The organism is Lactobacillus corticis, assembly GCF_018327645.1.
In the GTDB taxonomy this organism is placed as follows: domain Bacteria; phylum Bacillota; class Bacilli; order Lactobacillales; family Lactobacillaceae; genus Lactobacillus; species Lactobacillus corticis.
Genome location: NZ_BMAY01000004.1, coordinates 104,997 through 131,004 on the forward strand (window position 1 = coordinate 104,997; position 26,008 = coordinate 131,004).

Consider the following 26,008-nt stretch of genomic DNA (forward strand, 5'->3'; position numbering starts at 1 on the left):
AAAAAATACGGTGCACCTTTTGGTGCACCTTATTCATTAGTTATACTGAATCTGGACTCCACACCCCGCTCGTATGAACATGAACAATGTACCCTTTGGCCCCAATTTATACGTTGGATTGGAAACTTCTACACCGTCATGTTTTTGAGCCCCAACATTTACGTGGCCTTTACCAACCTAAGAAACTCTCACATAAGTTCTACTTTTATCGGTCTTCTTTCGGAAAGACGTGTAATAATTTCCACCTCATTTTTAAGAAATGTGGTGTTTTTATTTCCGCTTTTATTATATTATGGGGGGATTTTACCGTCAAACAAAAAAGCCTTGCACAATGTTTACAAAAAAAGCAGCTTGGACAACTTTGCCCAAACTGCCTTTTTATTGTAGATAATAATGATTTATAAATAGTGATAAACTAGTTAATCAGCTTAGAAGCTGGTCTTAGTACCATAGTACTTATCAAAAGCCGTCCGGCTGATCTTTGAACTTTGTACTTTATTGGCACTGCTGGTTGAGAACTTAGTAGAGTAGCTGCCCTTAACTGTAATCTTGTACTTGCTGCTGCCCTTAACTAAAGTCTTGCCGCTAGCATTGACAATCGTGACTTTCTTACCAGACTTGTCAACAATCTTGCCGCCCTTGGCTACGTTCAAGTTGGTAACCGTTGAGTTGCCAGTGACAACCCATTTAGAAGTCTTAGATACATTTACCGTTAATGGCGACTTAGTCTTGGCACTGGATTTTGCCTTTGAATTGCTGGTAATGCTGGTCTTGCCAGTGTACGTTGTATGGTTCAGCAATGCCAGTTTTACGCTGGAAATATTGTCGACTTTAACATTACCCTTCAAAGTCTGCTTAATCCCGGTAAAGTTGACTTTAGCACCGTTAGCACCGTATGTTCCCCAGTTATTAGAGGTATTGCCGACAGCCGTCAACAGGTTAGCCTTGCTGGAGTTGAAGTTTAATTTGGTATTTTGCAAAACTACGTTGGCCGTTGTGTTGGTCAAATAGAACATGGTGCCGCTGGTAATCTTTGAAGTCAAAGTGGAGTTGACTGCTTGGAAGCGAGCTGCTGAACCAGTTGTAGTATCAGCATCCCCAGAAGTTGATTGGTAAATAATAATGCCGTTCTTAATCGGGTCGCTGCCAGAAATCTTGTTGCTGGTTGACGTTAACTTGGAATTATTAATCAGGATGGTATTAAGTCCCTCCATCCCGGCAATTTGTGAACCGCTGGCAGTCCCAGTTACCTTGTTGTATTCAATCCGGCCAGTTGAATAAGCAAGCGGTGAACCGGTGCCGGCTGTCTTCAAAGTTGAATTAGTCAAAGATACATAACCACCGCCACGGTCAGTAGCAACGGCAGCTGAGTGTGCCCCCTTGGTGGAGATGGCGAGTTTGTTAGCTACAATCTTACCGCCGTAGGTTGCATCCAAACCACGAGAATTGCCGCTGCCCTTGGTAGTAATCGTATCGTTGTTGGCATAAACCGTACCCTTGTTTGAAGCAAAAATACCGTTAGCACCAGTTGCCTTTGAGTACAGCTTGCTGTTCTTGACATAAGTCTTGGCATTTGAACCCGTAGTTAAAAGAATTGAGTTAACGCCATAAAAGTTAGACTTGTCGCTGTCGCTGGAAGAACCATACTTCTTCAAAGTTACCTTGTTCAATTTCAGCTTAGCTTTAGATTCTGCTAAAACCACATTATGGTTCTTCGTCTTGGAAGTATAGGTTTTACCAGTAACGGATTTCGCCGATTTAACTTTCAAGGTTGCACTAAGTTTGCCAGTATAATCATAGCTTTGGGTGTTGGCACCGCCTTTGCCAGATGGCTTTTGGGGAGGAGCGGCAGCCGAAACACTGTAAACATTATTGCTGCCGGCAATTCCTACTCCGACTCCCATCAATGCCAAAGCGGCAATTGAAATCGTAATTACTTTCGTTCTAGTTAAACGATTTTTCTTTTGCATAATTTTCTCCTATCTTGCTTTTGGTCATTTACCTAAGCTTCTTCCAGAATAGAGTTTGTTTGTGACAGAAGCGTGATCAGTTGCTTGCAATCTGGTAAAACCTGGTTAAGAAAAAACAAAGGCTTGCAGTTTAGCCTTTGTCTTATCTTAATTATTCAGATTTTAATTCATTAAAGAAGTCAGCCACTTGTTGATCCCACTTGGCTTCATCTTCTGGCTTCAGGAGCCGTAAAACTTTGGCCGGATTGCCAACTGCAATGGCATTATCAGGAATATCGCGAACCACTACAGAACCTGAGCCAATAACGCAATTTTTACCTATTTTGACGCCAGGGTTGATAATTGCCCCGCCGCCAATCCAAGAGCCATCGCCAATTTCCACGGGAGTTCCTAATTCTGCTCCGCTTAGTCGTGCTTTCTTGGTAAGGGGATGGTGGGCGGTATAAACGCTGACCCGCGGACCAAACATAACGTCGTCGCCGATCTTGATCTCACAAGTATCAAGCAGCATGCAATCCATATTGAAATAGACGCCCTTGCCTAACTTGACTTGACTGCCATAGTCCACATAAAATGGCGGTTCAATATAACAGCCCTCGCCCATTTCGCCTAACAAGCTCTGCAGCAATTTTTGTCTTTGCGCTGGTTCATCGCTGCTAGTCCGATTATAGGCTTGAATTTTCTTTTTGCATTCCTGCCGCATAGCAACTAATTCTGGATCGCCTGCCAGATACAATTCTCCGGCAAGCATTCGGTCTTTTTGGCTTTTAGTCATCTTCTTACCTATCTCTCAAAAATCATTAGCTGTGACGCAAGCGGTGCAGCAAGGTCTGAAAAACAGTTGGATGTGGCTGCTTAATTTTCTTGGCTTCTTGTTCAGCGAACTTCATCCAGGCTTCTTGTGAATCATATGGAGCAGCTTCACTCTTAACCTTGGTATAGGTTCCATCCGGCTGCAGAATTCGCGCCTTTACATTGTCTTTAAGTTGGGAATCGTAATATTCCAAAATTTGTTTTTTGGCTGTGTCATCGTAAATTGGGCATCCCACTTCAACGCGTCGCTCAGTATTCCGCGTCATAAAGTCTGCACTGGCAATATAAACCTTGATATCCTTGCCCGTACCGAAGCAATAAATTCGCGAGTGTTCCAAAAAGCGACCAACGATTGACCGGATATGGATATTCTCCGTATAGCCGGGCACTCCAGGCAAAATACAGCAGATCCCCCGAACGATTAGTGAGATATAAACTCCTGCCTGACTAGCTTCCTGTAACTTCTTGATCAGGTCAACATCCGTTACCGAGTTCATCTTGAGCAAGATTTGGGCGGGCTGCCCCGTCTTAGCAGCCTCGATCTGCTCATCAATCATGGCAATGACATGCTCTTTGAGCTGAAATGGCGAAACGAGCAGACAATCATAATTTCCGTTCATATTGCCAATTTGCAAATTGCGGAAAAATTCGGCAGCATCACGGCCAATATTGTCACGCGCCGTAATGTAAGACAAATCAGTATAAAAATGCGAGGTTTTTTCATTGTAATTGCCCGTGCCAATTTGGGTAATATACTTAAGTCCTTTCCGCCTCTTTAAGGTTATTTGGGTAACCTTGGAGTGGACTTTAAAATCGTCAAAGCCGTAAATAATAGTGCATCCGGCTTCTTCTAAAACTTTCGCTTCTTCAATATTATGCGATTCGTCAAAGCGGGCCCGCAATTCCATTAACACAATGACCTCTTTGCCATTTTCAGCAGCATCGCATAATGCCCGGACCACCTTGCTGTGTTTAGCTAAGCGATAAATGGTAATCTTGATCGCTACTACATTGCGATCATGAGCAGCTTCTTCCAACAGTTTCAAATAGGCGCTGATATCTTGATATGGATAAAATAGCAAGGCATCATGATTCAAAACCTGGGGAATCAAAGGCCGCGTTTGATCAAGCTCCGGCGTTGGCTGTGCCTGATAAGGAGGATAGAGCAAAGTCTTGGTTTCCGTATCTTTATGCTGATCAATCATGTCATTGACATAGCCCATATCCATTGAAGTATTGGCACAAAAAACCTGGTCCTTCGACAGGCGCAAGTGATCTAACAGATATTTCTCTGTTCGCTCATCCATTTCTTTATAGTATTCTAAGCGGATGGGCGCCAAACGATTACGCTTATGCAAAATGCTCTTCATGAAATCACGATAATCAGTATCCTTCTTGATTTCACTTTCATCCAAGTTAATGTCGGCATTGCGCGTTACCCGAATAATCGTTTTGGCACGAATCTTCATTCCTGGGAAGAGCTGGCCTGCTTCGTTATAGATCAAATATTCCAGCAAAGTGTAGTTGCCGCCTTCATCAGGCAAAGGAACCACCCGATCCAAAAAGTCAGGCACAGGTACAATCCCATACTTTTCATCATGATCCACTTCTAAGTGAACCAAAACATATAAAGCTTTATTGGCCAAGTGCGGGAATGGATGGTGAACATCAATAATCTGGGGCGAAAGCATCGGGTAGACCCGGTCAGCAAAGAAGTTAGTCAAATACTTGCGGTCTTTTTTAGAAAATTGCTGATGTGGCAAACGGGCCATGTGCAAGGGAGTCAGATTGCGGTTAAGCTGCTGCAATACTTCGTCTTTTCGCGGATAAAGCTTGCGAACTTCCCGGTAGATAGCTGCCAATTCTTCTCCCGGCGTCATGCCGCTGCGCTTATCTTTCTTTCCCGGCTTCACCAAAGACAAGTCATAAATGCTGCCACATCGCACCATAAAGAATTCATCCAAATTGCTCGTAAAGATTGCCACAAATTTGAGGCGTTCTAACAGCGGTACCCGAGGGTCTGCAGCCTCTTCTAATACTCGTTCGTTAAACTTCAGCCACGATAACTCTCTATTTTGGGTAAAAGGATAAGGTGATGCCATAAAAATACTCCGTCAAAAACTACTCTCCAATGACTTTTTCCATGAGGTAGCCTTCCCGTACACCATTCTTTGAAACTTGAATATGTTGTGCCTTAGTATACTTAGCAATTCCAGCAATGATCAACAAGCCAGGGAATAATGTATGGACTCGGTCCGCCTTGCATTTTAAAAAGAGCCGGATGACCTGCTTAGCTGGCATAGCCGATAACTCTGTCAGCAAGGTCTGCACATCTTGTGGATCAAAGTCATACCGGTCGCGGTCAATTTTGCCCATTTGAACCAAAAGCTTGCGAATTGCTCGCATGCTGCCACCAGTCACAACTAAGTTTTCAACCCGGAAGAGATTTTTCTTGTCTTCAGCAGCTTTTAATTCCTGCTTTACTTTATCGCTAATCGCAGCAATCTCGCTGCTGGTTGGAATAACCTCTTCTACAAAATCTTCGAACAAATTGAGCGAACCAATCGGCAAACTTTTCAAAATAGCCGGCGTCTTTTGGTCATACAGCACAATCTCAGTACTGCCACCACCAGAATCGATGTACATTCCGTCATCATAATCCAAGCCACCAACTGCCCCATGAAATGACAGTCGTGCTTCGGCCACACCACTGAGTAAATCAATATCAACGTGACAACGCTTTTTTATTTCTGCAATAACCTCGCTGCTATTTTTCGTATTGCGTAAAGAGGCTGTCGCAAATGCCCGATAATGGTCCACATGCAGCAGGTCTAAATTTGCCGTAAAGGAAGTTAAAACATCAGCCAAAACATCCACTCCAGCTGCCGTCAGCTTGCCTTTTTTAATGTAGGCAGCCAGCCCCGCAGCTTCTTTCTTAGACATCAGCAAGTCAAAGTGTTTGCCTTCAACATGGTAGATATTCATCCGAATGGTGTTCGAACCGATATCGATAATTCCATACGTCATATTTTCCACCTCTTTCGCTGGTCATAGACCAGCTTCTACTATAAGTATATCATTATGTAGAAAAGTTAACTTTTCAAATTAAATTTCTTCTGAAGCACCAGTTAACTATTACTACAAAATTACAATTACGACACCATCCCGTCAAAGTAGTAAAGATAATGCTAAAATGCTTGTATCTTACTACAATTCTTTGGGATAATTTTCATGTTAATTAAACGGTTAACAACAAATCAATAGAAGGAGTCAACCATTGTACCTACAAACGAGCGATCAACTCTTAGCCAAAGACCAAAAACAACGTACTTGGTGGCAAACCATGATCTGGTCCGCCGTTATTCTGCTCCTCGTTGGTGGCGGCAGCCAGGCCTTATTCGTCCAGCTATTCAAACATTTTCACATAAGCAATCGCGCCTTTTGGTGTTTGATGCTGCAGTTTCCCGTCATGCTCCTAGCGATTTTTATTATCGGCTTAGCTCGCGATAACCGCAGCTTAGGAACTTATGGCTTTAAAAAACGCGATCTGCCTGGGCAATTTTTTACCGGCCTGCTTAGTGGCCTGCTAGCTTTTGCCCTGGTTTGGACAGTCGCTTTTTTAACTGGCAGCATCAGTTTTGGTTTTGCTGATAAGGTCAATTGGGGCCAATGGTTGATCATCTTCGTTTGCTTTATTGTACAAGGAACTTGCGAAGAAGTCTTGTTTCAAGGCTTTTTGATGAACAAAATTCGCGTGATCAATGGCTCTTTTTGGGCGGTTGTGATTAGCTCCGGCTTATTTGCCCTAGCTCACGGCCTTAATCCTGGCCTCACGCAGCTTGCGATTATCAACCTCGTTTTGTTCGGGATCGTATTTGCCCTGCTCTTCATCTACACCGATAATATCTACCTCACTGGAGCAGCTCACGGAATGTGGAATTTTGCTCAAGGTGCGATCTTTGGCGTCAAAGTCAGCGGAATCAAGGTACCAACCACCACCTTGGTTTCAACGGTCGAGCAAAAGAGCCCCGCTTGGCTTAACGGCAAGCCTTTTGGTTTAGCGGGCAGCATCATTACTACGGGTTTAGGCAGCTTTTTAGTCCTGCTTTTGCTATTGCTGCTTTGGCATCAAAAACGAGTTTTAGCAAAAACTGTTGCTTGATCGAAATGATCAAGCTTTTTTTGTTGCCAAATGTGCTATTCTTTAAAATATAACTATTTTTTAAGGAAGTGGGAATTTGAGTAAACAACAGCTAAAAACTGCTTTTTCAGCATCTTTGCCAGTTTTATTTGGCTATCTAACTCTAGGCATTGGTTATGGGCTTTATATGCAGAATCTTGGATTTGCCTGGTGGTATTCCACGTTAATGGCTGCCACAATTTATGGCGGAAGCGTTGAATTCATCATTGCCAATATGCTGACCGAGCACTTTCAGCCTTTGACAGTCTTACTGATTACGTTCGTGGTCAGCTTTCGGCAAATTTTTTATAGTATTGCCTTCCTAGATAAGTATCAAGCTAAAGGCATCAAGAAATTTATTCAAATCTTCAGCCTCTCCGATGAAACCTTCGCAGTTAATTATTTCCTTAACCCCGCACCAGCGGATGCGCAAAATATCTATACCATGGTCTCCTTGTTAGACTGGTGTTACTGGGTGGTTGGGGCCACGTGCGGCAGCGTCTTTGGCACAGCCCTGCACCTGCAGATCAAAGGTTTGGACTTCATCATGACTGCCTTATTCATCGTTCTAGCAATTGACCAATTTAAAAAGAGCAAACGCAAACTGAGCTCAGTCAGCGGACTGGTCATTACCATCATCTGCCTGCTGCTCTTTGGGACTACCTACTTTTTAATTGCCGCCTTACTGTTATTGGCACTAGAATACATTTTTATTTATAAAAAGGAGGCACAAGCATGAATTTGTGGCAAAAACTGGTTACTATTGCGATTGCTGCGGCCACCAACTTTGGCTTACGCTATTTGCCCTTTGGCTTTTTTAAAGGCAATCGAGTTACTCCTTTCATAAAAGGGCTAGGGAACTTTCTTCCTCCTGCAATCATGTCTATGTTGGTCGTTTATTGTTTTCGCAACGTTAACTGGCTCGGTGCTAGCCACGGCCTTCCTGAAATAATTGCCGGATTAGTCACTGCAGGTCTGCATTTATGGCGAGGGCAAATCTTTTTGTCGTTGCTTGGTGGAACTGCTTGTTATATCTTATTGATAAATTTTATCTTTTAATCAAAAACAGCCAAAGCTGCAATCAGCTTTGACTGTTTTTTTAGATATGATCCAATAATTTTTATAGGCCAATAACTTTCATCCAAAGTCCACCAACAAGGCCATATAGCACTAAGTAGAATAGACCTAAGACAAAGTTCATCTTCCACCAGTCGCTTTGCTTGACGTATCCCGTACCAAACAAAGCCGTTGCTGGCCCACATGAATAGTGCGTAGTTGATTGGAAGATTGCCCCGGTCATCCCGAGCATGATGGCTGCAAACATTACAGGTACACCGGCACTCTTAGCAATCAATAAGAGTGGAGCGTACATAGCCACCACGTGGGCGGTACCTGAAGCAAAGAAGTAGTGGCTGTAGAAGTAAACCAGAACCAAAATTGCCATTACAAGCATCGGTGACATACCGCCAATTGACGACTTGATCGCACCTTGAAGCCAAGGAATCACGCCACCAGCAGCTGATAACTGACTTGCCATAAAGATCAAAATCGAGAACCAAACAACAACGTTCCAAGCACCATTTTCATTCAAGATGTCCTTAGTGCTCAAAATACCCGTTACCAGCAATAAGGCAGTTGCTAAGAAGGCAACCCAAGTAGCATTAATTGCCGGAATGAAACTGGAAAGCATCCATAGAACTAAAGCTAAGATGAAGATCCCCATCATAACTTTTTCTGAGTTCTTCATTTTGCCCATTTCGTCCAGTTGGCCTTGTGCCCAGTCACGGGCATTTGGCGTTTCCTTGATTTCTGGTGGGTACATCTTGTAGATAATAAATGGTACCACCAAAAGGGCAATCAAGCCTGGAACAATAGCAGCAGCCAACCAACCAAACCACGAAATATGAACGCCATTAGCAGCAGCCAAACCAACTGCAGCTACGTTAGGAGCGGAAGCGGTCATAAAGAGTGATGAAGTAATCGTGTTAGCTTGAAATTCATTGTAAACCAGATATGAGCCAATCTTTCTTTCAGTTCCATCTTTCGGATCTGAACCAAAAGTATGAGCTAAAGACTCAATGATTGGGTAAACCACACCACCTGAACGAGCAGTGTTACTTGGAGTAGCTGGAGAAATAATCAGATCGATAAATGTCATCGAATAGCCTAACCCCAAGGTCTTTTTACCAAAGGCTCTAACAAACAACAAAGCAATTCTTCTACCTAAACCGGTTTTTACGAAACCACGAGCAATCATGTAGGCCATGGCAATTGTCCATGGAGTTGAATCAGCAAAAGCTGATAAAGCACCCTTTTTAACAATTGTATTGCCGTTCATAACACTGCCCATAGGTACAATTTGCGTTCCGACCATTATTACATAAGCAATGATGGCAACTCCCGCAATTGGCAAGGGCTTAGTAATACATGCAATGATGGCAACTCCCGCAATTGGCAAGGGCTTAGTAATACATGCAATGATTGTCGCTAAAAACAGAGCAAACATATGCCAACCAGCAACCGTAATCGTAGCTGGCTTAAAGGGGGTTAACAGCCACAAGGCTATCCCCACTATCAAAGGCACGATAAAGCCTTTATAGTTAACTTTCGATAACATCTTTCTTCTCCAGAATCTCTCTTTAATTACTGGTTATTTCTTACAAACTCGGTCATCATAATCCCGGCTTGACGGCCAAAGATAACCGTTTCAGCAATTGAGTTACCACCAATCCGGTTGTTTCCGTGAAGTCCACCAGAAACTTCGCCAGCAGCGTAAAGACCTTTGATAACACTACCGTTAGTATCCAAGACTTGGGTTTCAGGATTAATGTGAATACCGCCCATTGTGTAGTGGATAGCTGGGTTAACGTGAATTGCAAAGAATGGTCCCTTTTCAATTCCACGATCCATACCGGTTGTTCTGCCAAAGTCAGCATCATCACCGGCACTTACTTCTTCATTCCAGCGAGCTACCGTTGCTTCAAGGTTAGCAGCGTCAACGCCAATCACCTTGGCTAAGTCGGCAAGCGTATCGCCATGTTCCACTAAACCAACGGAGTCGTAAAATTCAATTGCCTTAACGTGGTCTCTAATGCCTTGGTCTAAGATTAAGTAGGCACCGTCTTCGTTCAAGCCAGTGATTGCATCAGAAACAATCTTTCTGGTGTTCAATTCGTTGACAAAACGCTTACCAGCCTTGTTTACCAAGATTGCCCCTTCACCACGAACGGCTTCACCAATCAAGAAGACCCGTGGGTTATCAGTTTGAGCAGTTGGGTGAACTTGAATCAAGTTCATCTGAACTAATTGAGCATTTACGGCTTCAGCCAACTTCAAACCGTCACCGGTAGCACCTGGTTGGTTGGTAGTCTTGTAAGACTTCAAGTCTGGCCGATACTTGCCAATAATTTCTTGTGAAGCACCAAAGCCACCAGTTGCTAGCAAAACTGCCTTAGCAGCAATTTGCTTCTTGCCTGCTTCAGTTTCAACTTCAACGCCAGTAATGGATTTGTCTTCAGCTTGCAGCAAGCCAACAACTTTTACATTGTTAAAGACTGGAATATTTTCATCTTGAGCTGTCTTTAACAGACCAGTTTCCAAGAAAGCGCCAATTGGTGCTAAGCTCGATGGCCGGTGACAACGTTTGCGGCTCATCCCACCAGTGATAGTTAGTTCATCAACCACAATGTTGTGGTCCTTTAACCAACTAATGGCACTAGCTGAATGTTCAACAAAGAACTTCAACATTGCTGGGTCACTCATTTGGCCTCCGCCTTTCATCGTTTCCCGATAAAAGTCAGAATTGTGGTCAATGATCCCTTTTTCATATTGAACGTTGGATTCCGAAGCGTTCATCCCTGAAGAAGCCTTATTGGTGTTACCACCTAAATTTTCATTCTTCTCCAGCACTGCAACCTTCAATCCCAATTCATGAGCTTGAATAGCTGCACTTAAGCCAGTACCACCTGAGCCAACAATTACGGCATCGTAGCTAGCCGCCAAGTCAGCAGCGGGACTTGTTTTAAAAACGAATTTTGCCATTTTTGACCTCTAATCTTCTTGCTTGCAGTTGTCAATGTTTGTCATCTTGACTAAGTCCATCCACTCGTCATATTGAGCTTCAGTAACCTTGCCGCTCTTCAAAGCAGCTTCCTTCAAAGTAGAACCTGCCTTGTCAGCAGCTTGAGCAATCTTAGCAGCATCGTGGTAACCAATGTGTGGTGACAATGCAGTAACCGTCATTAAGCTGTTTTCAAGCAATTCATCCATCCGTGCTTCGTTAACCGTTAAGCCGTGGATCATCTTGTCAGCAAAGCCAGTAATCGTACCAGTCAAAATCTTGCAGCTGTCTAAGAAGGTAGCGATAATGATCGTCTTGTAAACGTTAAATTCAAATTGACCTTGTGAACATGCAAAGGTAATCGTGGTGTCGTTACCAAAGACACGAGCTGCTGCCATCGTTACGGCTTCAGCTTGAGTTGGGTTTACCTTACCTGGCATGATTGAAGAACCTGGTTCATTTGCAGGAATGTTTAATTCGTTGTAACCAGCACGAGGACCTGAAGCAAGGTATCTAATATCTTGAGCAATCTTAAAGACATCAGCAGCCAAAGTCTTCAAGGCGCCGTGAACTACATCCAAACCGGTGTGGTGAGCCATGCCCCAGAACTTGTTGTTGTCAACCTTGAATTCATGACCGTAAACGGCACTCAATTTCTTACCGATCTTTTCTGTCATACCAGGAGCGGCGTTCAAACCAGTACCAGTTGCCGTACCACCAATTGCCAAGTCGTATAAAGTTGGCTTCAAAACTTGAATGTAGTGCAAGTCATGCTTTAAAGCTGACATGTAACCAGAAACTTCTTGACCAAAAGTTACTGGAACGGCATCTTGCAAGTGGGTCCGACCAACCTTAACAGTCTTCCAGTACTTCTTTTCCTTAACCTTTAATTCATCGATTAAGTGTTGTACAGCTGGTTCCAACTTGTCCAAAGCTTCAACAGCAACAATGTTCATAGCTGTTGGGAAAGTATCGTTTGATGACTGTCCGCGGTTAACGTCGTCGTTTGGTAAAATGTTCAAGCCTGGGTGCAGCTTGTTAGCCAAGTTGGCAACAACTTCGTTAACGTTCATGTTGCTTTGAGTACCTGAACCAGTTTGCAAAACGTGCAATGGGAATGACTTGCGTAAAGTTTCGTCATCCATAGCTAACAATTGGTCGATTGCTTCTTCAATTGCTTCGCCCTTTTCCTTTGGTTCATCGCCAACTTCAACGTTGGATTCAGCAGCTGCTTTCTTCAAGTGCAAGAAAGCACGAATGATTGCCAAAGGCATCAAATCTCCGGTTGGGAAATTGTTGCGACTTCTTTCAGTTTGGGGACCCCAAAGAGCATCCTTAGGAATCTTAACTGGTCCAAGCGTATCACTTTCAACACGGTATTCTTCACTAGCCATCTTCAAAACCTCTTTCTTAATTTAATATGCTTCATTCATCTTATGAAGCGCTTACATACTAGAATATACTCGTCCTTGTGCAGCAATGTACAAGTTTTTTAAAAAAAATCTACTTTTTTAAATTTTTCAATTTTTATATTTGTAAATTACCATCTGATAATTATGATAAATTATATAGGTGGAGGTATATGCTATGATCCAGCTGTCCGATGAACAATTGGCTAACATTGCCAATGACTACTATTTAAATGACCTAAATCTAGAAGAGATAACCCATAAATATTCGCTATCCCGCTACCTAGTCAGCAAAGCCCTAAAAGACGCCAAAGATCGTGGCGTAATCCAAATTTCGATTCAAACCGACGGTTTTAGAAGAAACCGTGAGTTGGAATATATCTTCAAAAAGAATTTCAACTTAAAAGAAGTTTTCATTTTACGAAAAACCGACACCAAGATGGAAGATCAAGAAAATCTAGTCCGTTTTGCGGCCATGCAGCTGCAAAAACATATTAAAAAATCTAAAAATGTCGGACTGACTTGGGGTACTACCCTGCTTGATGTAATCAATAACTTTCAAGTAAACAACTATCCTGATTTGAAATTTATCCAATTATTGGGCATAACTGTTGAACTGGGACACCGAAAGGACACCTTAGTCAAAACAGCCGCTAAGAAATTCAACGCTAAATATGAGCAATTGCCTGCTCCCTTGTATTGTCTGAATTCCACAATTATTCAAGCGTCCAAAAAGGAACCGATTTTTTCGCATATTTTCAAAAGTTACCCCAATTTAGATTTGATCATTTCGGCTATTGGGACGATTGAATCGATTGATGAAAATGAATTTATGGCTGAATACTATAAGCCTACCCTGTTCAAAGATATTCCGACTGACCAGATTGCGGGCTTTATTTTTGGGCGGCCATACACCATTGATGGCAAGGTCTTCAATGCAATTGACGATCATATTTGGGGAATCAGCCAAAAAGATATCCTAAAAACTCCCGATCGCTTCATTATTGAGAAAAATCGTTTTAAAGCTGAGGCTTTGCTAGGAGCCTTAAGAACGGGATTTGTAACTGGTCTGATAATTAATGAAGGCATTGCCAAACGCATTTTACAGAAAATGCGCACCGAGTAGAACAAAAACAGCCAAGGCTAAATTAGCTTTGACTGTTTTTTCATGCATTTTTTCAGTTTAAATTCCAATTGCGGTCATCCATAAGCCACCAATTACGCCGTACAAAACCAGGTAGAATAAGCCTAACACAAAGCTCATCTTCCACCATTCGCCTTGTTTGACATAACCTGGAGCAAATAAAGCAGTGGCTGGACCAGATGAATAGTGCGTAGTTGATTGGAAGATTGCCCCGGTCATCCCGAGCATAATAGCAGCAAACATTACAGGTACGCCCGCACTCTTAGCAATTAATAAAAGCGGAGCATACATAGCCACAACATGGGCAGTACTTGAGGCAAAGAAGTAGTGGCTGTAGAAGTAGACCAATACCAAAATAGCCATTACCACCATTGGCGACATCCCGCCGATTGACGACTTGATGGTAGCTTGCAGCCAAGGAATGACACCGCCAGTGGCTGACAATTGCCCAGCCATAAAGATTAAGATTGAGAACCAAACAACAACGTTCCAAGCACCGGTTTCATTTAAAATGTCTTTTGTGCTTAAAATACCGGTCACTAACAACAAGGCCGTTGCTAAAAAGGCAACCCAGGTAGCATTAATTGCTGGCATAAAGCTTGAGAGCATCCAAAGAACCAAGGCTAAGATAAAGATTCCCATCATTACCTTTTCTGAGTTCTTCATTTTGCCCATTTCATCCAGTTGGCCTTGAGCCCAATTACGGGCATTTGGCGTTTCTTTGATTTCCGGCGGGTACATCTTATAAATAATGAATGGTACCACCAGCAAAGCAATCAAGCCTGGTACAATAGCTGCTGCTAGCCAGCCAAACCACGAAATATGAACGCCATTAGCTTCAGCCAAGCCGACCGCTGCCACGTTCGGGGCAGACGCCGTCATGAACAATGAAGAAGTAATCGTGTTAGCTTGAAATTCATTGTAAACCAGGTATGAACCAATCTTTCTTTCAGTTCCATCTTTAGGATCAGAGCCAAAAGTGTGCGCCAATGACTCAATAATTGGATATACCACACCACCAGAACGTGCGGTATTGCTTGGCGTAGCAGGAGAAATAATCAGGTCAATGAATGACATTGAGTATCCCAAGCCCAATGTCTTCTTCCCAAATGCTCTAACAAACAGTAGAGCAATTCTTCTGCCCAAACCAGTTTTTACGAAACCACGAGCAATCATGTAGGCCATGGCAATTGTCCAAGGAGTCGAGTCAGCAAAGGCTGATAAAGCACCCTTTTGCACAATTGTATTGCCTTTCATCACGCTTGCCATTGGTACAATTTGAGCACCAATCATGATTACATACGAAATGATAGCAACCCCTGCAATAGGCATGGGTTTAGTAATGCAGGCAATGATTGTTGCCAAAAACAGGGCAAACATATGCCATCCTGCAACAGTTATCGTAGCCGGTTTTAAAGGAGTTAATAGCCAGAGTACGATACCCACTACTAAAGGCAAGATAAAACCCTTATAGTTAACTTTCGATAACATTTTCCATCTCCAAAAGTATCCTTTTGCTTTTTGAAGTTTTTAAAATTATTTCGATACTTTTTTAAACTTTTTCAAAAACTCCGTGAATATTATACCAGTCTGATTTCAAAAATTAAGTCTTTCGGCAATTTAATTGCTTATTCAAGCTGGTGAATCCAATTGGCTAAGACCAAATTACGCTTTTAAGCAAAATCCCCCTAATTCTCTAAAAAAAGCATTAACTAATTTGCAATTAGGTAAAATCATAATTTTTTTGAACATTTTTTGTGTCATCAGCCCCAAAACGTGGTATCTTACTAAACATACAAGCAAGTTATGTTACAATTAAATACTTGTAGAAAGGGATGAATTTCTGATCATGAAGAATTACACAATTACGCATAACATGTATTTGATGAATCACAGCAATGGTGATGTCTTGGAAGTGACTGTTAATGACCAAGATCATTCAATTAAGAAGCTAACGCTCTATCGGCAAGATGGACTCGGAAACTACTATTTTGATCCAAATGCACAATTAGACGATCAGAATAGTTTATCCACTAAAGACGATGTGGTCCGTGCAAGTAAGCAAATTGGCGGGCACAACACTCATCATATTGATAAGTGGCACCACACTGATCCTATTTTCAACGCACACCACCAAGTTACCGGTTTCTGTGAGAAGTTGGAATTAAGACACCATACTAGGATTCAAAACGCTAAGAGATACTTGCGTCACTCGGACCACCATCACGCAGATTTCTTATTCCGTAACAATCATGGGATTTTCATGACCCCATTTAACTATCTTAGAAATGCTATCTATCAAGACCGAAACTTTGAAATGGTTTTGGCCCACAAGGTACATAAGTTGGCTAAATAGCTTTTTACCAAGAGTCCTCGACTGAGGGCTCTTTTTTTGCATCAAAAAACTCCCAGCCTTGGCTAGGAGTTTTAGTTTTATTCCCATTCAATCGTTGCCGGTGGCTTACTGGTGATGTCGTAAACTACCCGGTTAACGTGGTCAACTTCATCAACGATTCTGGTTGAAATCTTGCTTAAGACCGGCCACGGAATTTGGGCAAAATCAGCCGTCATCCCGTCAATTGAAGTGACTGCTCGTACCCCAACAGTGTAGTCGTAAGTCCGGCCGTCGCCCATCACCCCAACTGATCTGATACCAGTCAAAACGGTGAAGTATTGCCAGATATCTTCTTGCAAACCGGCATTCTTGATTTCTTCACGCAAAATTGCGTCACTTTCACGCACAATTTGCAGCTTGTCTTCGGTAATTTCGCCTAAGACCCGAATACCCAAACCTGGGCCTGGGAATGGCTGACGCCATACCAAGTCGTGCGGAATCCCCAGCTTTTCGCCAAGTTCACGCACTTCATCTTTGAACAGCTTGCGCAGCGGTTCGATCAGCTTAAAGTGCATGTCCTTTGGCAAGCCACCAACATTGTGGTGTGACTTGATCGTTTGGGCGGTATTTGTCCCACTTTCGATAACGTCCGTGTAAAGCGTACCCTGAGCTAAGAAATCAACATCCTTAAGCTTTTGCGCTTCTTCATTGAAGACCTCAACAAATTCGCGGCCGATGATCTTCCGCTTCTTTTCTGGATCAGTTACGCCAGCTAGCTTAGACAAGAACCGTTCTTGGGCGTTAACTCTGATGATGTTAACCCCTAAATCGCGATTTAAGGCTGCCATAACTTGGTCGCCTTCGTCTTTGCGGAGCATTCCGTGGTCAACAAAAATCGCCGTCAGCTGGTTGCCGATTGCCTTATGCAAAAGCGTTGCTGTTACACTTGAATCAACCCCGCCGGAAAGACCTAAAATAACTTTCTTGTCGCCAACTTCTTTTTGGATTTCTGCAACCTGCATTTCAATAAAGTCATCCATGGTCCAGTTGGCTTCAGCATGACAAACATTGAAAGCAAAGTTCTTCAAGATGTCCAAACCGTATTGTGAGTTGCGGACTTCAGCGTGGAATTGAATTCCATATAAGCCGCGTTCACGGTTTTCCATAATCGAAATTGGGCAGTTGGCACTCTTGGCTGCCAGCTTAAAGCCTGCAGGCAGTTCGGTTACCAAGTCTCCGTGACTCATCCAAACATATTGATCCTTAGGCAAGCCCTTAACCAGCGGTGAATCTTCAGCCGTCACTTCAATGTCAGCCCGACCGTATTCTGAATTATCGGCTGGTTCTACCTTGCCGTCTAAGTCATGAGCCATCAGCTGCATCCCGTAGCAGATACCCAAAATCGGAATTCCTAAATCGTAAATTGCTGGATCAACCCGCAACGCACCTTCACCGTACACGCTATTAGGACCGCCTGAGAAAATAATTCCCTTAGGAGCTATTTCCTTAATCTTGTCCATGCTTAAATCGTGCGGCAACAGTTCAGAGTAAATGCCAAAATCGCGCAGACGCCGGGTAATCAATTGGTTGTATTGACTGCCGAAGTCCAGCACGATGATTTTATCAAAATCATTCAGATTCTTAGCCACAAGTAGTCTCCTTTTTCTGTAAACATTGTTAATGTAACTTTACTAGGAATTATCTGTCGGGTCAACTAACATATGCTTAAAAAAGAAGGCGAACGTTTTCATAAATTATATGGCTTGTGTTCGCACTTTTATTCTGCTAGAATCAAACTGAATCAAATACCAAGTAGCAAATACTTTATATATCATCGTAATAAGGTCGATCGTCTCTACCCGGCGCCGTAAATGCCGGACTATAAGGTAACATGCACAGCCAACTGGCTGAGTCTGTCCTTAAGAGAGGATTGACTCAGTCATTTTTTATTTTGGAGGACGTATGAAACTCTTAGAAGATCGGATTAGACAAGATGGCGTCGTACTTCCAGGCAACGTCTTAAAGATCAATTCTTTTTTAAACCATCAAATTGATCCCCAACTAATGATGGACCTAGGAAAAGAATTTGCCCGCCTGTTCAAGGACAGCGGCGTAACCAAAATCTTAACCTGTGAAGCTTCCGGCATCGCCCCGGCTGTCATGGCTGGTTATGTACTGGGAGTACCAGTTGTCTTTGCCCGCAAAAAGAAGCCGTCAACGATTAACGATGCCGTATACACGGCAGAAGCTGCTTCTTACACCAAGGGAGTCATGAATACCTTGTGCGTTGAAAGTCAATTTTTACCAGCTGGCGAAAACTTGCTGATCATTGATGACTTCTTGGCACGCGGCGAAGCTGTTAAGGCGATGGTGGCAATTGCCAAACAAGCTGACTGCCAAATTGCTGGTGTCGGCGTAGTAGTAGCTAAGACCTTCCAAGGCGGCAGCCAATGGATCAAGGATCAAGGCTTGCGTTTAGAATCTTTAGCCAATATCACCAGTTTTAGCGGCAACCAAGTTCACTTTGAAGGAGAAGCATAATGGCACAACAAGAAGTAAGCAACAAAAAAAGCAGCCGTATTAGGCCTGCAGCACCTTTTGGCCATGTACTCTGGGGCAGTTTCCGTCCCTCTGTTAATTGGGACTTCCTTAGGTTTTGACTCTGAAAAGATGACCTACTTGGTTTCAATCGATATTTTCATGTGTGGTCTGGCAACGCTTTTGCAGCTTTTGAAAAATCGCTACTTTGGGATTGGCCTGCCGGTCGTTTTAGGCTGTGCCTTCCAGGCTGTTTCGCCGTTAATCATGATCGGCAAGAAGTTTGGCTACACCACCATGTACGGTTCTTTGATTGTAGCGGGGCTGTTTGTAATCCTGATTGCCGGGCTCTTTTCCAAAATTAAAGTGCTCTTTCCGCCGGTAGTTACCGGTACCTTGATTACCACGATCGGCTTAACCCTGATTCCGGTAGCCATTACCGATATTGGCGGCGGTGACGCAACTGCGAAAACTTTTGGCAGCGGGCAAAACCTCTTCTTAGGATTTTTGACTATGGCTATTATCATCATTATCCAAGTTTGGGCTAAGGGCTTCTTCCAATCGATTGCGACGCTAGTCGGACTTTTGCTTGGCTCAATCGTTGCTGGAGCTATGGGGCTGGTCTCGCTTAAGCCGGTTGCCCAAGCTGCTTGGTTCCACTTGCCGCAGCTATTTTACTTCGGGGTACCCAAGTTTGAACTGTCATCAAGTTTGACCATGATTATCATTGCCTTGGTATCAATGGTTGAATCAACCGGGGTCTTCTTTGCGATCGGTGACTTGATCGGCCAAGACATTTCCGAAGATGATTTAAAGCGGGGCTATCGGGCAGAAGGTTTGGCCCAAATTTTAGGCGGCGGCTTCAACACTTTCCCCTACACCACCTTCTCTCAAAATGTTGGCTTATTGCAGCTATCAGGTATCCATACTACGCGGCCAATCTTCTGGGCAGCCGGTTTATTGATGGCGATGGGGCTCTTGCCAAAGGTCGGTGCGCTCGTCACGGTCATCCCAACACCAGTTCTTGGAGGTGCGATGTTGGTGATGTTTACGATGATCACCGTCCAAGGCATCAAGATGTTGAATAAAGTGAATTTCGACAGCAACCGTAACGTCTTGATTGTCGCTATTTCCATCGGGCTAGGCTTGGGAGTTACGATTTATCCGCAACTCTTCCAAAACCTGCCACAAACTGTGCAATTATTCTTGAGCAATGGGATCGTAATTGCCAGTTTAAGTGCCACTATCTTAAACTTGATCTTCAATGGTAAGAAGGCTCTCGCAAAAGATAGGAAGGCTTAAACACACATAAACATTCTCTATTCATTTTACTTTATAACCTCTATCCATTATTTATTTCCATATTATTGTTACCATGCAAAAAGCAGCTAACTGTCGTTCACAGTTAACTGCTTTTTTTGTTTGCTCTTTAATCAAACACGCCTTGGCGATCAGGGATGTCGACAATTTCTACATCTGCTCCTAGCTGATGCAGCTTTTGAACTACCCGATCATAGCCACGTAAAATGTTGCCGGCATTATTAATCTTGGTTTCTCCCGGCGCCATTAGGCCAGCTACCATTAAACAAGCACCGGCTCTAATTTCATCAGCCGTCACTTCTGCTCCATGCAGAACTGACCCTGGGTGAACCAAAATAATATTGTCTTCAACCTTGATCTTGGCACCCATTTTTTGTAATTCAGGAATATGGCGGGTTCGCCGTGGGTAAATAGAATCTAAAATTACCCCTTCCCCACTCTTAGCGGTTAGCAAGAGCGGCGTGATTGGTTGCTGCAAATCAGTGGCAAAGCCAGGGTACGGATCAGTTCTAACTTGAACCATGTTCAAGTCGCCTGCTGGGTAAACAAAGAGTGAATCTTCATCCGTATCAATCACGACACCCATTTCCTCAACTTTGGCTAAATATGAATCCAAGTGTTCGGCAATAATATTATGGATGCGAATACCATTACCAATGCACGCTGCCATTGAAACGTAAGTGCCTGCTTCAATTCGATCCGGAATAATGGTATGCGGTACTGATGCCCGCAACTCCGGTACTCCTTCAATCCGAATTTGATCAGTCCCGGCACCCCGAATGGTTGCTCCCATGTTATTTAGGAAGGTTGCGAGATCAATAATTTCTGGTTCCTTAGCCACATTATTGATCACAGTCGAACCCTTAGCAGTCACACTCGCCATAATAATGTTCATCGTCGCACCAACTGATGGCATCTTTAGCTGAATCTCAGCACCATGGAGGCCTTCTTCGGGAGCAGTGATGATGATCTGGTCATTTTCATTTTTGACAGTCGCGCCTAGAGCTTCAAAACCCTTAATATGCTGGTCGATGGGACGAGGGCCAATATCGTCACCACCAGGAAAGCCCACAGTAGCTTGTCCAAAGCGGCCTAAAAGTGCGCCCATGAAATAATAGGACGCACGAAGACTCTTCACCTTGCCAGCTGGCAGGGGACTCAGCTTAATATTTACAGGGTTGATCATGAGCGTCGTATTCGTAAAGTTGCACTGCACGTCCATCTCTCGCAGCAAATCCATCAAATTGTCGACGTCTGCTATCCTTGGAACGCCTTCCAAAGTAACCGGTGTCCGCGACAAAATAGAAGCTGGAATTAACGCAACTGTAGAATTCTTAGCTCCACCAATCCAAACATCACCCTGCAGGGGCTTTCCACCATGAATTATCATCTGCTTCATTGGCGAAAAAAATCCTTTTCTAACTTCAATAATCATAATAATGTTAATTGAAATTAGAGAAAAAAACAAGGGTAGAGCCTTGTCTCTGCCCTTGTTACGGTAATCTTAATAATTGTCACGATGATTTAAAATTCATCAGCTGGTAAATCACTGGCTGCACCAATGAAAGCCTTGAACAATCCTTCTGGACGGTTTGGCCGGCTAAGGAATTCTGGGTGGTATTGGGCCGCTACAAAGAATTTCTTGTCAGTCAACTCAACAATTTCCACCAAATGATTGTCTGGTGACACGCCGGAGAAGGTCATGCCGGCCTTTTCAAAGGCTTCCCGGTATTCATTATTAAATTCGTAACGGTGACGGTGCCGTTCTTGGATGACTTCTTGATCGTCATAAGCAGCCCGCGTCTTGGTGCCTTTCTTCAAAGTAGCTGGGTACAAACCTAACCGTAAGGTACCGCCAAGATTTTCTTCATCCCGCTTGTCAGCCATAATATCAATTACATTGTACTTGGTGTCTGGATCAGCTTCAGTTGAGTTTGCGCCCTTTAGGTTAAGGACATCACGGGCAAATTCAACAGTTGCCATTTGCATCCCTAAGCAAATACCCAAGAATGGAATATCATGTTCACGCGCATATTTAATTGCTTGAATCATGCCTTCAAGTCCCCGAACGCCAAAACCGCCAGGTACGATCAAACCATCAGTATCCTGCAGATAGTCAGCCACATTATCGGCAGTAATATCTTCAGCTTGAACCTTCTTGACTTCAATCTTAGTGTTGTATAAGTAGCCAGCGTGTTGCAAAGCGTCAGTCACGGAAATGTAGGCATCTTCTAATTCCACATATTTACCTACCAAGATAATCTTGGTGGTATGCTTCAAAGTCTTGGCCCGTTCATCCATCCGGCGCCATGCATCCATATCGGCCTTTGGCAGTGGACTTTCAAGGTGCAAGAAGTCACAAACAATTTGGTCCATGCCTTGTTCTTGGAAGGACAGCGGCAAGTCAAAGAGTGATGGTGCATCGATTGATTCCATAATCCGTTCTACTGGCACATCAGTAAAGGTTGAAATCTTGTTCTTCAATTCTTGTGGAACTGGCTTTTCTGCCCGCAAAACCAGCATGTTTGGCTGAATCCCAATTGACCGCAAGGTAGCAACTGAGTGTTGCGTTGGCTTGGTCTTCATTTCGTGAGCAGCATGCAAGTAAGGCACTAAAGTACAGTGAATGTACATTACATTATCTTCACCAACTTCGCGCCGCATTTGTCGAATAGCTTCCATGAATGGCGTTGATTCGATGTCACCTACAGTCCCACCGATTTCAGAAATAATCACATCTGAATCAGTTGTCAAAGCAGCCCGCATGACCTTTTGCTTGATCATATCAGTTACATGTGGAATTACTTGAACAGTACCGCCGTGGTAATCGCCACGCCGCTCTTTTTCCAAAACTTCCTTATAAATCTTACCAGTAGTAACATTTGAGTACTTGCTAGTCCGGACATCCACCAAACGTTCGTAGTGGCCCAAGTCAAGGTCTGCTTCAGTACCATCATCAGTTACATAAACTTCACCGTGCTGGTAAGGGTTCATCGTACCAGGGTCAATGTTTAAGTATGGGTCAAACTTTTGCATGGTAACTTTTAAGCCGCGGTTCTTTAACAACCGGCCCAAGCTTGAAGCGGTGATCCCTTTGCCCAATGAGGATACCACGCCGCCAGTAACGAAGATGTATTTAGTCATTAATGCTGCTCCTTATCATCAAAACTATAAAAATAAAAAAGCTCCCTATACTCGGGAGCTAAACGCACTAAGGGTGCCCAATGAAAATACTAGCGACTTTTTAAGTTTAAGTCAAGAACTTTACTCATCGTCTTCGTCATCTTCATCGTCTTGCTGCATTTGTGATAATTGACCTTCAATTCCGTCTGGCAAAACGTTGCTATCGTCTTCGTCATCCTCATTGTCGTCGTAATCATCATAATCATCATCAGCAGCATTATCGTCGTCATCATCGGTGTCATCCAGATCATCATCTTCTGGATCATCGTTGTCGTAATCGATAATATCGTCATCGCCAGTAGCGGTAGCGAGGAAGGCGTTAACCTTCTTGTGGTGCTTCTTAGCGGATTCTTCATCTTCATCTTCTGGGTGGTTGACTTCTTCGTCAATTGATTCATATGGGAACCATGCACGCAAGGCCCACACATTGTCACCCATTGAGATAAAGCGACCGTCAGTGTTCATATCGGTATAGAATTGCGGTAAGCGCAGACGGATTTCTTCGTCACTCTTGTTCAAGTACTTTTGCACTTCATTAACAATATCAGCAAAGGCCATCCGCTTGCCATGATCTTCCAAAATTGCGCGTGCAACTTCGATCATTGACAATTCATCGCGATTCTTGCCTTCAAAATCGTTTAATCCCACAGTAGTACGTCCTCTCTTTCACAATCTATACTATTTTACTCGGGCTTTAAGTAAAAATCAACGTGATTGCATAGTTACCTACTAAGTATAGTCCACTGAATAGGTCATATTCAACCTGAAGTTTACGGGAACCATCGTCTGCTTCCGTCAATTCTAGCCGATTAGTGACGCTCAGCAGGTCCATTTGTCTGCCATCAACCAAATATCGACAAGCCGCTTTTTCCCCTGGCACCAGTCGCATAAATGAATAATTATTATGGTCAACTCCGCGCCGCAAAAGCAATTCATGGTCTTTGATCAACAGTTTAACTGGTATTTGATTATCTTCCAAATAGGAAATGCGTAAAATATCTTCTGCCTCTTCCAAGGTTCCGCTGCTGCTTTTATGAAAAGTCTCCGTATCGTTATCTTGGGTAATCTGGCTGGTTAGGTCAATTGAGATCTCGCTCACTTTATTCTTCACCTCGAATCCAGCAATAATTCAACTGGTTTGTTATAATTCTATGTAGTTATATTCTAAATGATTTTGAAGTAAAACTTAAATAAGAAGACTCAGGTAATAATATGGTACGTTTTCAAAGCAAAAAATTAGCTGAAGAGGTGGTCGTCCGTGACCCCGTTCATGGCGATATCCACATTACCGACCAGGTGGTATTGGATGTACTTAAATCAAAAGAATTTCAACGCATGCGCCGCATCAAACAGCTTGGGCCGGTCAGCTATGTTTTCCCTGGAGCTACTCATACCAGATTTGAACATAATCTTGGCGTCTATGAATTGACTAGGAAAATCTGCGATATTTTTGAACAAAAGTATCCGTCTAAAACGCCAGGAGACGGCTTGTGGGACACGGATAACCGTCTGCTGGTAGAATGTGCCGGCCTGTTGCATGATATCGGCCATGGTCCTTATTCTCACACTTTCGAGCACTTATTTGGCACCAACCATGAAAAAATTGGGCAACGCATCATCACTGATCCCAGCACCGAGATCAATCGCGCTCTCAAGCAAGTTGCTCCTAACTTTCCAGAGGCCGTTGCCAGCGTCATTGCCAAAACTTACCCGAACATGCAAGTCGTCAAAATGATCTCCAGCCAAGCTGATGCCGATCGGATGGACTATTTGCAGCGTGATGCCTACTTTACCGGCGTTAATTATGGGATGTTTGACCTGGAGCGGATGCTACGGGTAATCCGCCCCTACCAAGGCGGAATTTGCTTTACCAATAATGGGATGCATGCCGTTGAAGACTATATTGTTTCCCGTTATCAAATGTACCAACAGGTCTACTTCCACCGGGTAGGACGCTCCTTTGAAGTTATTCTGCACCACCTCTTGGAACGGGCAAAATATGTTTATAGTCAAGGCCAGTTGCAGGTAACGCCAAGCCTAGCGGCCTTTTTAGGTGATTCTTGGACGCTCGATGACTATCTTAAGCTGGACGACGGCGTGATGGAAACCAACTTTTCGATGTGGCGGGATGCTAGTGATCCGATTTTGGCGGATTTAGCCAGCAGATATCTTGACCGCCGGCCACTTGCCAGCGTCAAGATTGACGATCAGACCAAAAACCTGCTGCCAAAACTGCGCGGGCTCATCAAAGAAGCTGGTTTTGATCCTAACTACTACACTGCTACCAACTCGATGTATGATGAACCTTACGATGCATATAAGCCTAGCGGAAAAAATGCCAACAGCCAGATTGAATTGATGCAGGATGACGGCAGCTTGATTGAACTGTCCCAGCTGTCGCCGTTAGTGAAGGCTTTGAATGGAACTTTCCAAGGGGATGAACGCTTCTTCTTCCCCAAAACCATGATCAGCCAAAGCGATGAACCGCAGATCTTTGATCCTTTATATCAGGATTTCCAAAAATACGTCAAAAATGGCGAATTGCGCTATTTGCGCCGGCCAAAACGTAAAGAAGAATAAACAGAAAGAGACGATCACCTAGATCGTCTCTTTTGATTTAGCTATGATTCTTTCGTAATCTTACCATCGTTTACATGGTAAATTGTGTCCGCTAAAGTTCGAATTGTTTTTCCTTCGCTTGCTAAAGCTTTCATTTGTTTCTGGAACAGGGTAACAGCAGCATCATCCAGCCCATTAGTAGGTTCATCTAATACCAGCAGTTCCTGATCTTCCATGAAGGCTTGGATAATCGCCAATTTTTGTCTCATACCGAGCGAATATTTTTTCACTTTTAAATTGGCCTTTTGCTCTAAGCCAAACACCTTCATGGCCGAAATAATCTGCGCTTTAGTAGTAGTATTCTTAATTGATATATTTCCATCATTCATCCTCAACTATCCTCGTAATTATTAACATCCGTTTGTAAAAATTATATAAAAAGAGTCTAGAAAATACTAGCTTTTTCTAGACTCTTATACTTGTCAAACTATTAAATT

The 26,008-nt window shown here is 43.3% G+C and carries 21 protein-coding genes, 1 pseudogene and 1 riboswitch; of the genes and pseudogenes, 8 read left to right on the forward strand and 14 right to left on the reverse strand.

The features are described 5' to 3' along the window. Positions 1-428: 428 nt before the first annotated feature. The 4 genes from KI210_RS03695 to KI210_RS03710 all read right to left on the reverse strand — a co-directional run bounded on the left by KI210_RS03695 (position 429) and on the right by KI210_RS03710 (position 5,810). Entirely contained in the window at positions 429-1,970 is a 1,542-nt protein-coding gene (locus KI210_RS03695; protein WP_212780546.1) for an autotransporter outer membrane beta-barrel domain-containing protein, read from the reverse strand. 151 nt (positions 1,971-2,121) lie between these two features. After that, on the reverse strand, positions 2,122-2,745 hold the full coding sequence (locus KI210_RS09095; protein ID WP_212780547.1) for a sugar O-acetyltransferase: 624 nt from the start codon (positions 2,743-2,745) through the stop codon (positions 2,122-2,124). A gap of 25 nt (positions 2,746-2,770) precedes the next feature. Next, positions 2,771-4,885, reverse strand: coding sequence for a polyphosphate kinase 1 (ppk1, locus tag KI210_RS03705; RefSeq protein ID WP_212780548.1), 2,115 nt, complete (start codon positions 4,883-4,885; stop codon positions 2,771-2,773). Positions 4,886-4,904: 19 nt separating this feature from the next. Beyond that, entirely contained in the window at positions 4,905-5,810 is a 906-nt protein-coding gene (locus KI210_RS03710; protein ID WP_212780549.1) for a Ppx/GppA phosphatase family protein, read from the reverse strand. A gap of 250 nt (positions 5,811-6,060) precedes the next feature. Here KI210_RS03710 and KI210_RS03715 point away from each other — a divergent pair, with 250 nt between their 5' ends. The 3 genes from KI210_RS03715 to KI210_RS03725 all read left to right on the forward strand — a co-directional run bounded on the left by KI210_RS03715 (position 6,061) and on the right by KI210_RS03725 (position 8,022). Continuing rightward, a complete protein-coding gene (locus tag KI210_RS03715; protein WP_212780550.1) occupies positions 6,061-6,945 on the forward strand; it encodes a CPBP family intramembrane glutamic endopeptidase in 885 nt (294 codons plus the stop codon). A 76-nt stretch (positions 6,946-7,021) separates the two neighbouring features. Further along, positions 7,022-7,702 carry an AzlC family ABC transporter permease gene (locus KI210_RS03720; protein ID WP_212780551.1) on the forward strand — a complete coding sequence of 227 codons (681 nt, stop codon included), beginning with the start codon at positions 7,022-7,024 and terminating at the stop codon, positions 7,700-7,702. Continuing rightward, complete coding sequence (locus KI210_RS03725; RefSeq protein ID WP_212780552.1) at positions 7,699-8,022, forward strand: branched-chain amino acid transporter permease; 324 nt, start codon at positions 7,699-7,701, stop codon at positions 8,020-8,022. The genes KI210_RS03720 and KI210_RS03725 overlap by 4 nt, the downstream gene beginning before the upstream one ends. 61 nt (positions 8,023-8,083) lie before the next feature. On the opposite strand, the gene KI210_RS03730 is transcribed toward KI210_RS03725, so the two are convergent. From KI210_RS03730 to KI210_RS03740, 3 genes are read right to left on the reverse strand one after another with little or no spacing between them, the layout of a single operon-like run. Continuing rightward, positions 8,084-9,580: a DASS family sodium-coupled anion symporter gene (locus KI210_RS03730; protein ID WP_212780553.1), complete on the reverse strand. Its 1,497-nt coding sequence runs from the start codon at positions 9,578-9,580 to the stop codon at positions 8,084-8,086. Positions 9,581-9,606: 26 nt separating this feature from the next. Next, positions 9,607-11,004, reverse strand: a complete 1,398-nt coding sequence (locus KI210_RS03735) for a flavocytochrome c (protein WP_212780554.1) — start codon at positions 11,002-11,004, stop codon at positions 9,607-9,609. 9 nt (positions 11,005-11,013) lie between these two features. Further along, positions 11,014-12,417 (reverse strand): class II fumarate hydratase, encoded by a 1,404-nt coding sequence (locus KI210_RS03740; protein ID WP_212780555.1) that lies wholly within the window; start codon positions 12,415-12,417, stop codon positions 11,014-11,016. A 193-nt stretch (positions 12,418-12,610) separates the two neighbouring features. On the opposite strand from KI210_RS03740, the gene KI210_RS03745 reads away from it, so the two are divergent. Further along, the gene (locus KI210_RS03745) at positions 12,611-13,558 is read left to right on the forward strand and encodes a sugar-binding transcriptional regulator (RefSeq protein WP_212780556.1); all 948 of its coding nucleotides are present in this window, start codon (positions 12,611-12,613) and stop codon (positions 13,556-13,558) included. A gap of 57 nt (positions 13,559-13,615) precedes the next feature. Here KI210_RS03745 and KI210_RS03750 read toward each other — a convergent pair whose 3' ends face one another. Continuing rightward, complete coding sequence (locus tag KI210_RS03750) at positions 13,616-15,067, reverse strand: DASS family sodium-coupled anion symporter (RefSeq protein WP_212780557.1); 1,452 nt, start codon at positions 15,065-15,067, stop codon at positions 13,616-13,618. Positions 15,068-15,425: 358 nt separating this feature from the next. Here KI210_RS03750 and KI210_RS03755 point away from each other — a divergent pair, with 358 nt between their 5' ends. Beyond that, positions 15,426-15,932, forward strand: a complete 507-nt coding sequence (locus tag KI210_RS03755) for a hypothetical protein (RefSeq protein WP_212780558.1) — start codon at positions 15,426-15,428, stop codon at positions 15,930-15,932. Between the two features lie 77 nt (positions 15,933-16,009). On the opposite strand, the gene guaA is transcribed toward KI210_RS03755, so the two are convergent. Continuing rightward, positions 16,010-17,560 carry a glutamine-hydrolyzing GMP synthase gene (gene guaA, locus KI210_RS03760; protein WP_212780559.1) on the reverse strand — a complete coding sequence of 517 codons (1,551 nt, stop codon included), beginning with the start codon at positions 17,558-17,560 and terminating at the stop codon, positions 16,010-16,012. Between the two features lie 155 nt (positions 17,561-17,715). Then, a riboswitch (purine riboswitch) is annotated at positions 17,716-17,813 on the forward strand. Positions 17,814-17,873: 60 nt separating this feature from the next. Here guaA and KI210_RS03765 point away from each other — a divergent pair. Both KI210_RS03765 and KI210_RS03770 read left to right on the forward strand, forming a co-directional pair. After that, complete coding sequence (locus KI210_RS03765; protein WP_212780560.1) at positions 17,874-18,452, forward strand: xanthine phosphoribosyltransferase; 579 nt, start codon at positions 17,874-17,876, stop codon at positions 18,450-18,452. Then, positions 18,452-19,751 (forward strand): annotated as a pseudogene (locus tag KI210_RS03770) (nucleobase:cation symporter-2 family protein). Before KI210_RS03765 ends, KI210_RS03770 begins: the two are co-directional and overlap by 1 nt. 127 nt (positions 19,752-19,878) lie before the next feature. Here the strand turns inward: KI210_RS03770 and murA are convergent. The 4 genes from murA to KI210_RS03790 all read right to left on the reverse strand — a co-directional run bounded on the left by murA (position 19,879) and on the right by KI210_RS03790 (position 24,051). Beyond that, the gene (murA, locus tag KI210_RS03775) at positions 19,879-21,168 is read right to left on the reverse strand and encodes a UDP-N-acetylglucosamine 1-carboxyvinyltransferase (protein ID WP_212780562.1); all 1,290 of its coding nucleotides are present in this window, start codon (positions 21,166-21,168) and stop codon (positions 19,879-19,881) included. Between the two features lie 125 nt (positions 21,169-21,293). Then, a complete protein-coding gene (gene pyrG / locus KI210_RS03780) occupies positions 21,294-22,913 on the reverse strand; it encodes a CTP synthase (RefSeq protein WP_212780563.1) in 1,620 nt (539 codons plus the stop codon). Positions 22,914-23,033: 120 nt separating this feature from the next. After that, complete coding sequence (gene rpoE, locus KI210_RS03785) at positions 23,034-23,600, reverse strand: DNA-directed RNA polymerase subunit delta (RefSeq protein WP_212780564.1); 567 nt, start codon at positions 23,598-23,600, stop codon at positions 23,034-23,036. Positions 23,601-23,646: 46 nt separating this feature from the next. Continuing rightward, positions 23,647-24,051 carry a YwiB family protein gene (locus KI210_RS03790; protein WP_212780565.1) on the reverse strand — a complete coding sequence of 135 codons (405 nt, stop codon included), beginning with the start codon at positions 24,049-24,051 and terminating at the stop codon, positions 23,647-23,649. 113 nt (positions 24,052-24,164) lie between these two features. On the opposite strand from KI210_RS03790, the gene KI210_RS03795 reads away from it, so the two are divergent. Beyond that, on the forward strand, positions 24,165-25,532 hold the full coding sequence (locus tag KI210_RS03795) for an HD domain-containing protein (protein WP_212780566.1): 1,368 nt from the start codon (positions 24,165-24,167) through the stop codon (positions 25,530-25,532). 41 nt (positions 25,533-25,573) lie between these two features. Here KI210_RS03795 and KI210_RS03800 read toward each other — a convergent pair whose 3' ends face one another. Beyond that, the gene (locus tag KI210_RS03800) at positions 25,574-25,900 is read right to left on the reverse strand and encodes an ATP-binding cassette domain-containing protein (RefSeq protein WP_212780567.1); all 327 of its coding nucleotides are present in this window, start codon (positions 25,898-25,900) and stop codon (positions 25,574-25,576) included. Positions 25,901-26,008: the final 108 nt, after the last annotated feature.

Bases quoted from the DNA above. Each gene is read 5' to 3' on its own strand.
- KI210_RS03695 (WP_212780546.1), bottom strand. From the start codon at position 1,970: ATGCAAAAGAAAAATCGTTTAACTAGAACGAAAGTAATTACGATTTCA.
- KI210_RS09095 (WP_212780547.1), bottom strand. From the start codon at position 2,745: ATGACTAAAAGCCAAAAAGACCGAATGCTTGCCGGAGAATTGTATCTG.
- ppk1 (WP_212780548.1), bottom strand. From the start codon at position 4,885: ATGGCATCACCTTATCCTTTTACCCAAAATAGAGAGTTATCGTGGCTG.
- KI210_RS03710 (WP_212780549.1), bottom strand. From the start codon at position 5,810: ATGACGTATGGAATTATCGATATCGGTTCGAACACCATTCGGATGAAT.
- KI210_RS03725 (WP_212780552.1), top strand. From the start codon at position 7,699: ATGAATTTGTGGCAAAAACTGGTTACTATTGCGATTGCTGCGGCCACC.
- KI210_RS03730 (WP_212780553.1), bottom strand. From the start codon at position 9,580: ATGTTATCGAAAGTTAACTATAAAGGCTTTATCGTGCCTTTGATAGTG.
- KI210_RS03735 (WP_212780554.1), bottom strand. From the start codon at position 11,004: ATGGCAAAATTCGTTTTTAAAACAAGTCCCGCTGCTGACTTGGCGGCT.
- KI210_RS03740 (WP_212780555.1), bottom strand. From the start codon at position 12,417: ATGGCTAGTGAAGAATACCGTGTTGAAAGTGATACGCTTGGACCAGTT.
- KI210_RS03745 (WP_212780556.1), top strand. From the start codon at position 12,611: ATGATCCAGCTGTCCGATGAACAATTGGCTAACATTGCCAATGACTAC.
- KI210_RS03750 (WP_212780557.1), bottom strand. From the start codon at position 15,067: ATGTTATCGAAAGTTAACTATAAGGGTTTTATCTTGCCTTTAGTAGTG.
- KI210_RS03755 (WP_212780558.1), top strand. From the start codon at position 15,426: ATGAAGAATTACACAATTACGCATAACATGTATTTGATGAATCACAGC.
- KI210_RS03765 (WP_212780560.1), top strand. From the start codon at position 17,874: ATGAAACTCTTAGAAGATCGGATTAGACAAGATGGCGTCGTACTTCCA.
- murA (WP_212780562.1), bottom strand. From the start codon at position 21,168: ATGAAGCAGATGATAATTCATGGTGGAAAGCCCCTGCAGGGTGATGTT.
- pyrG (WP_212780563.1), bottom strand. From the start codon at position 22,913: ATGACTAAATACATCTTCGTTACTGGCGGCGTGGTATCCTCATTGGGC.
- KI210_RS03795 (WP_212780566.1), top strand. From the start codon at position 24,165: ATGGTACGTTTTCAAAGCAAAAAATTAGCTGAAGAGGTGGTCGTCCGT.
- KI210_RS03800 (WP_212780567.1), bottom strand. From the start codon at position 25,900: ATGAATGATGGAAATATATCAATTAAGAATACTACTACTAAAGCGCAG.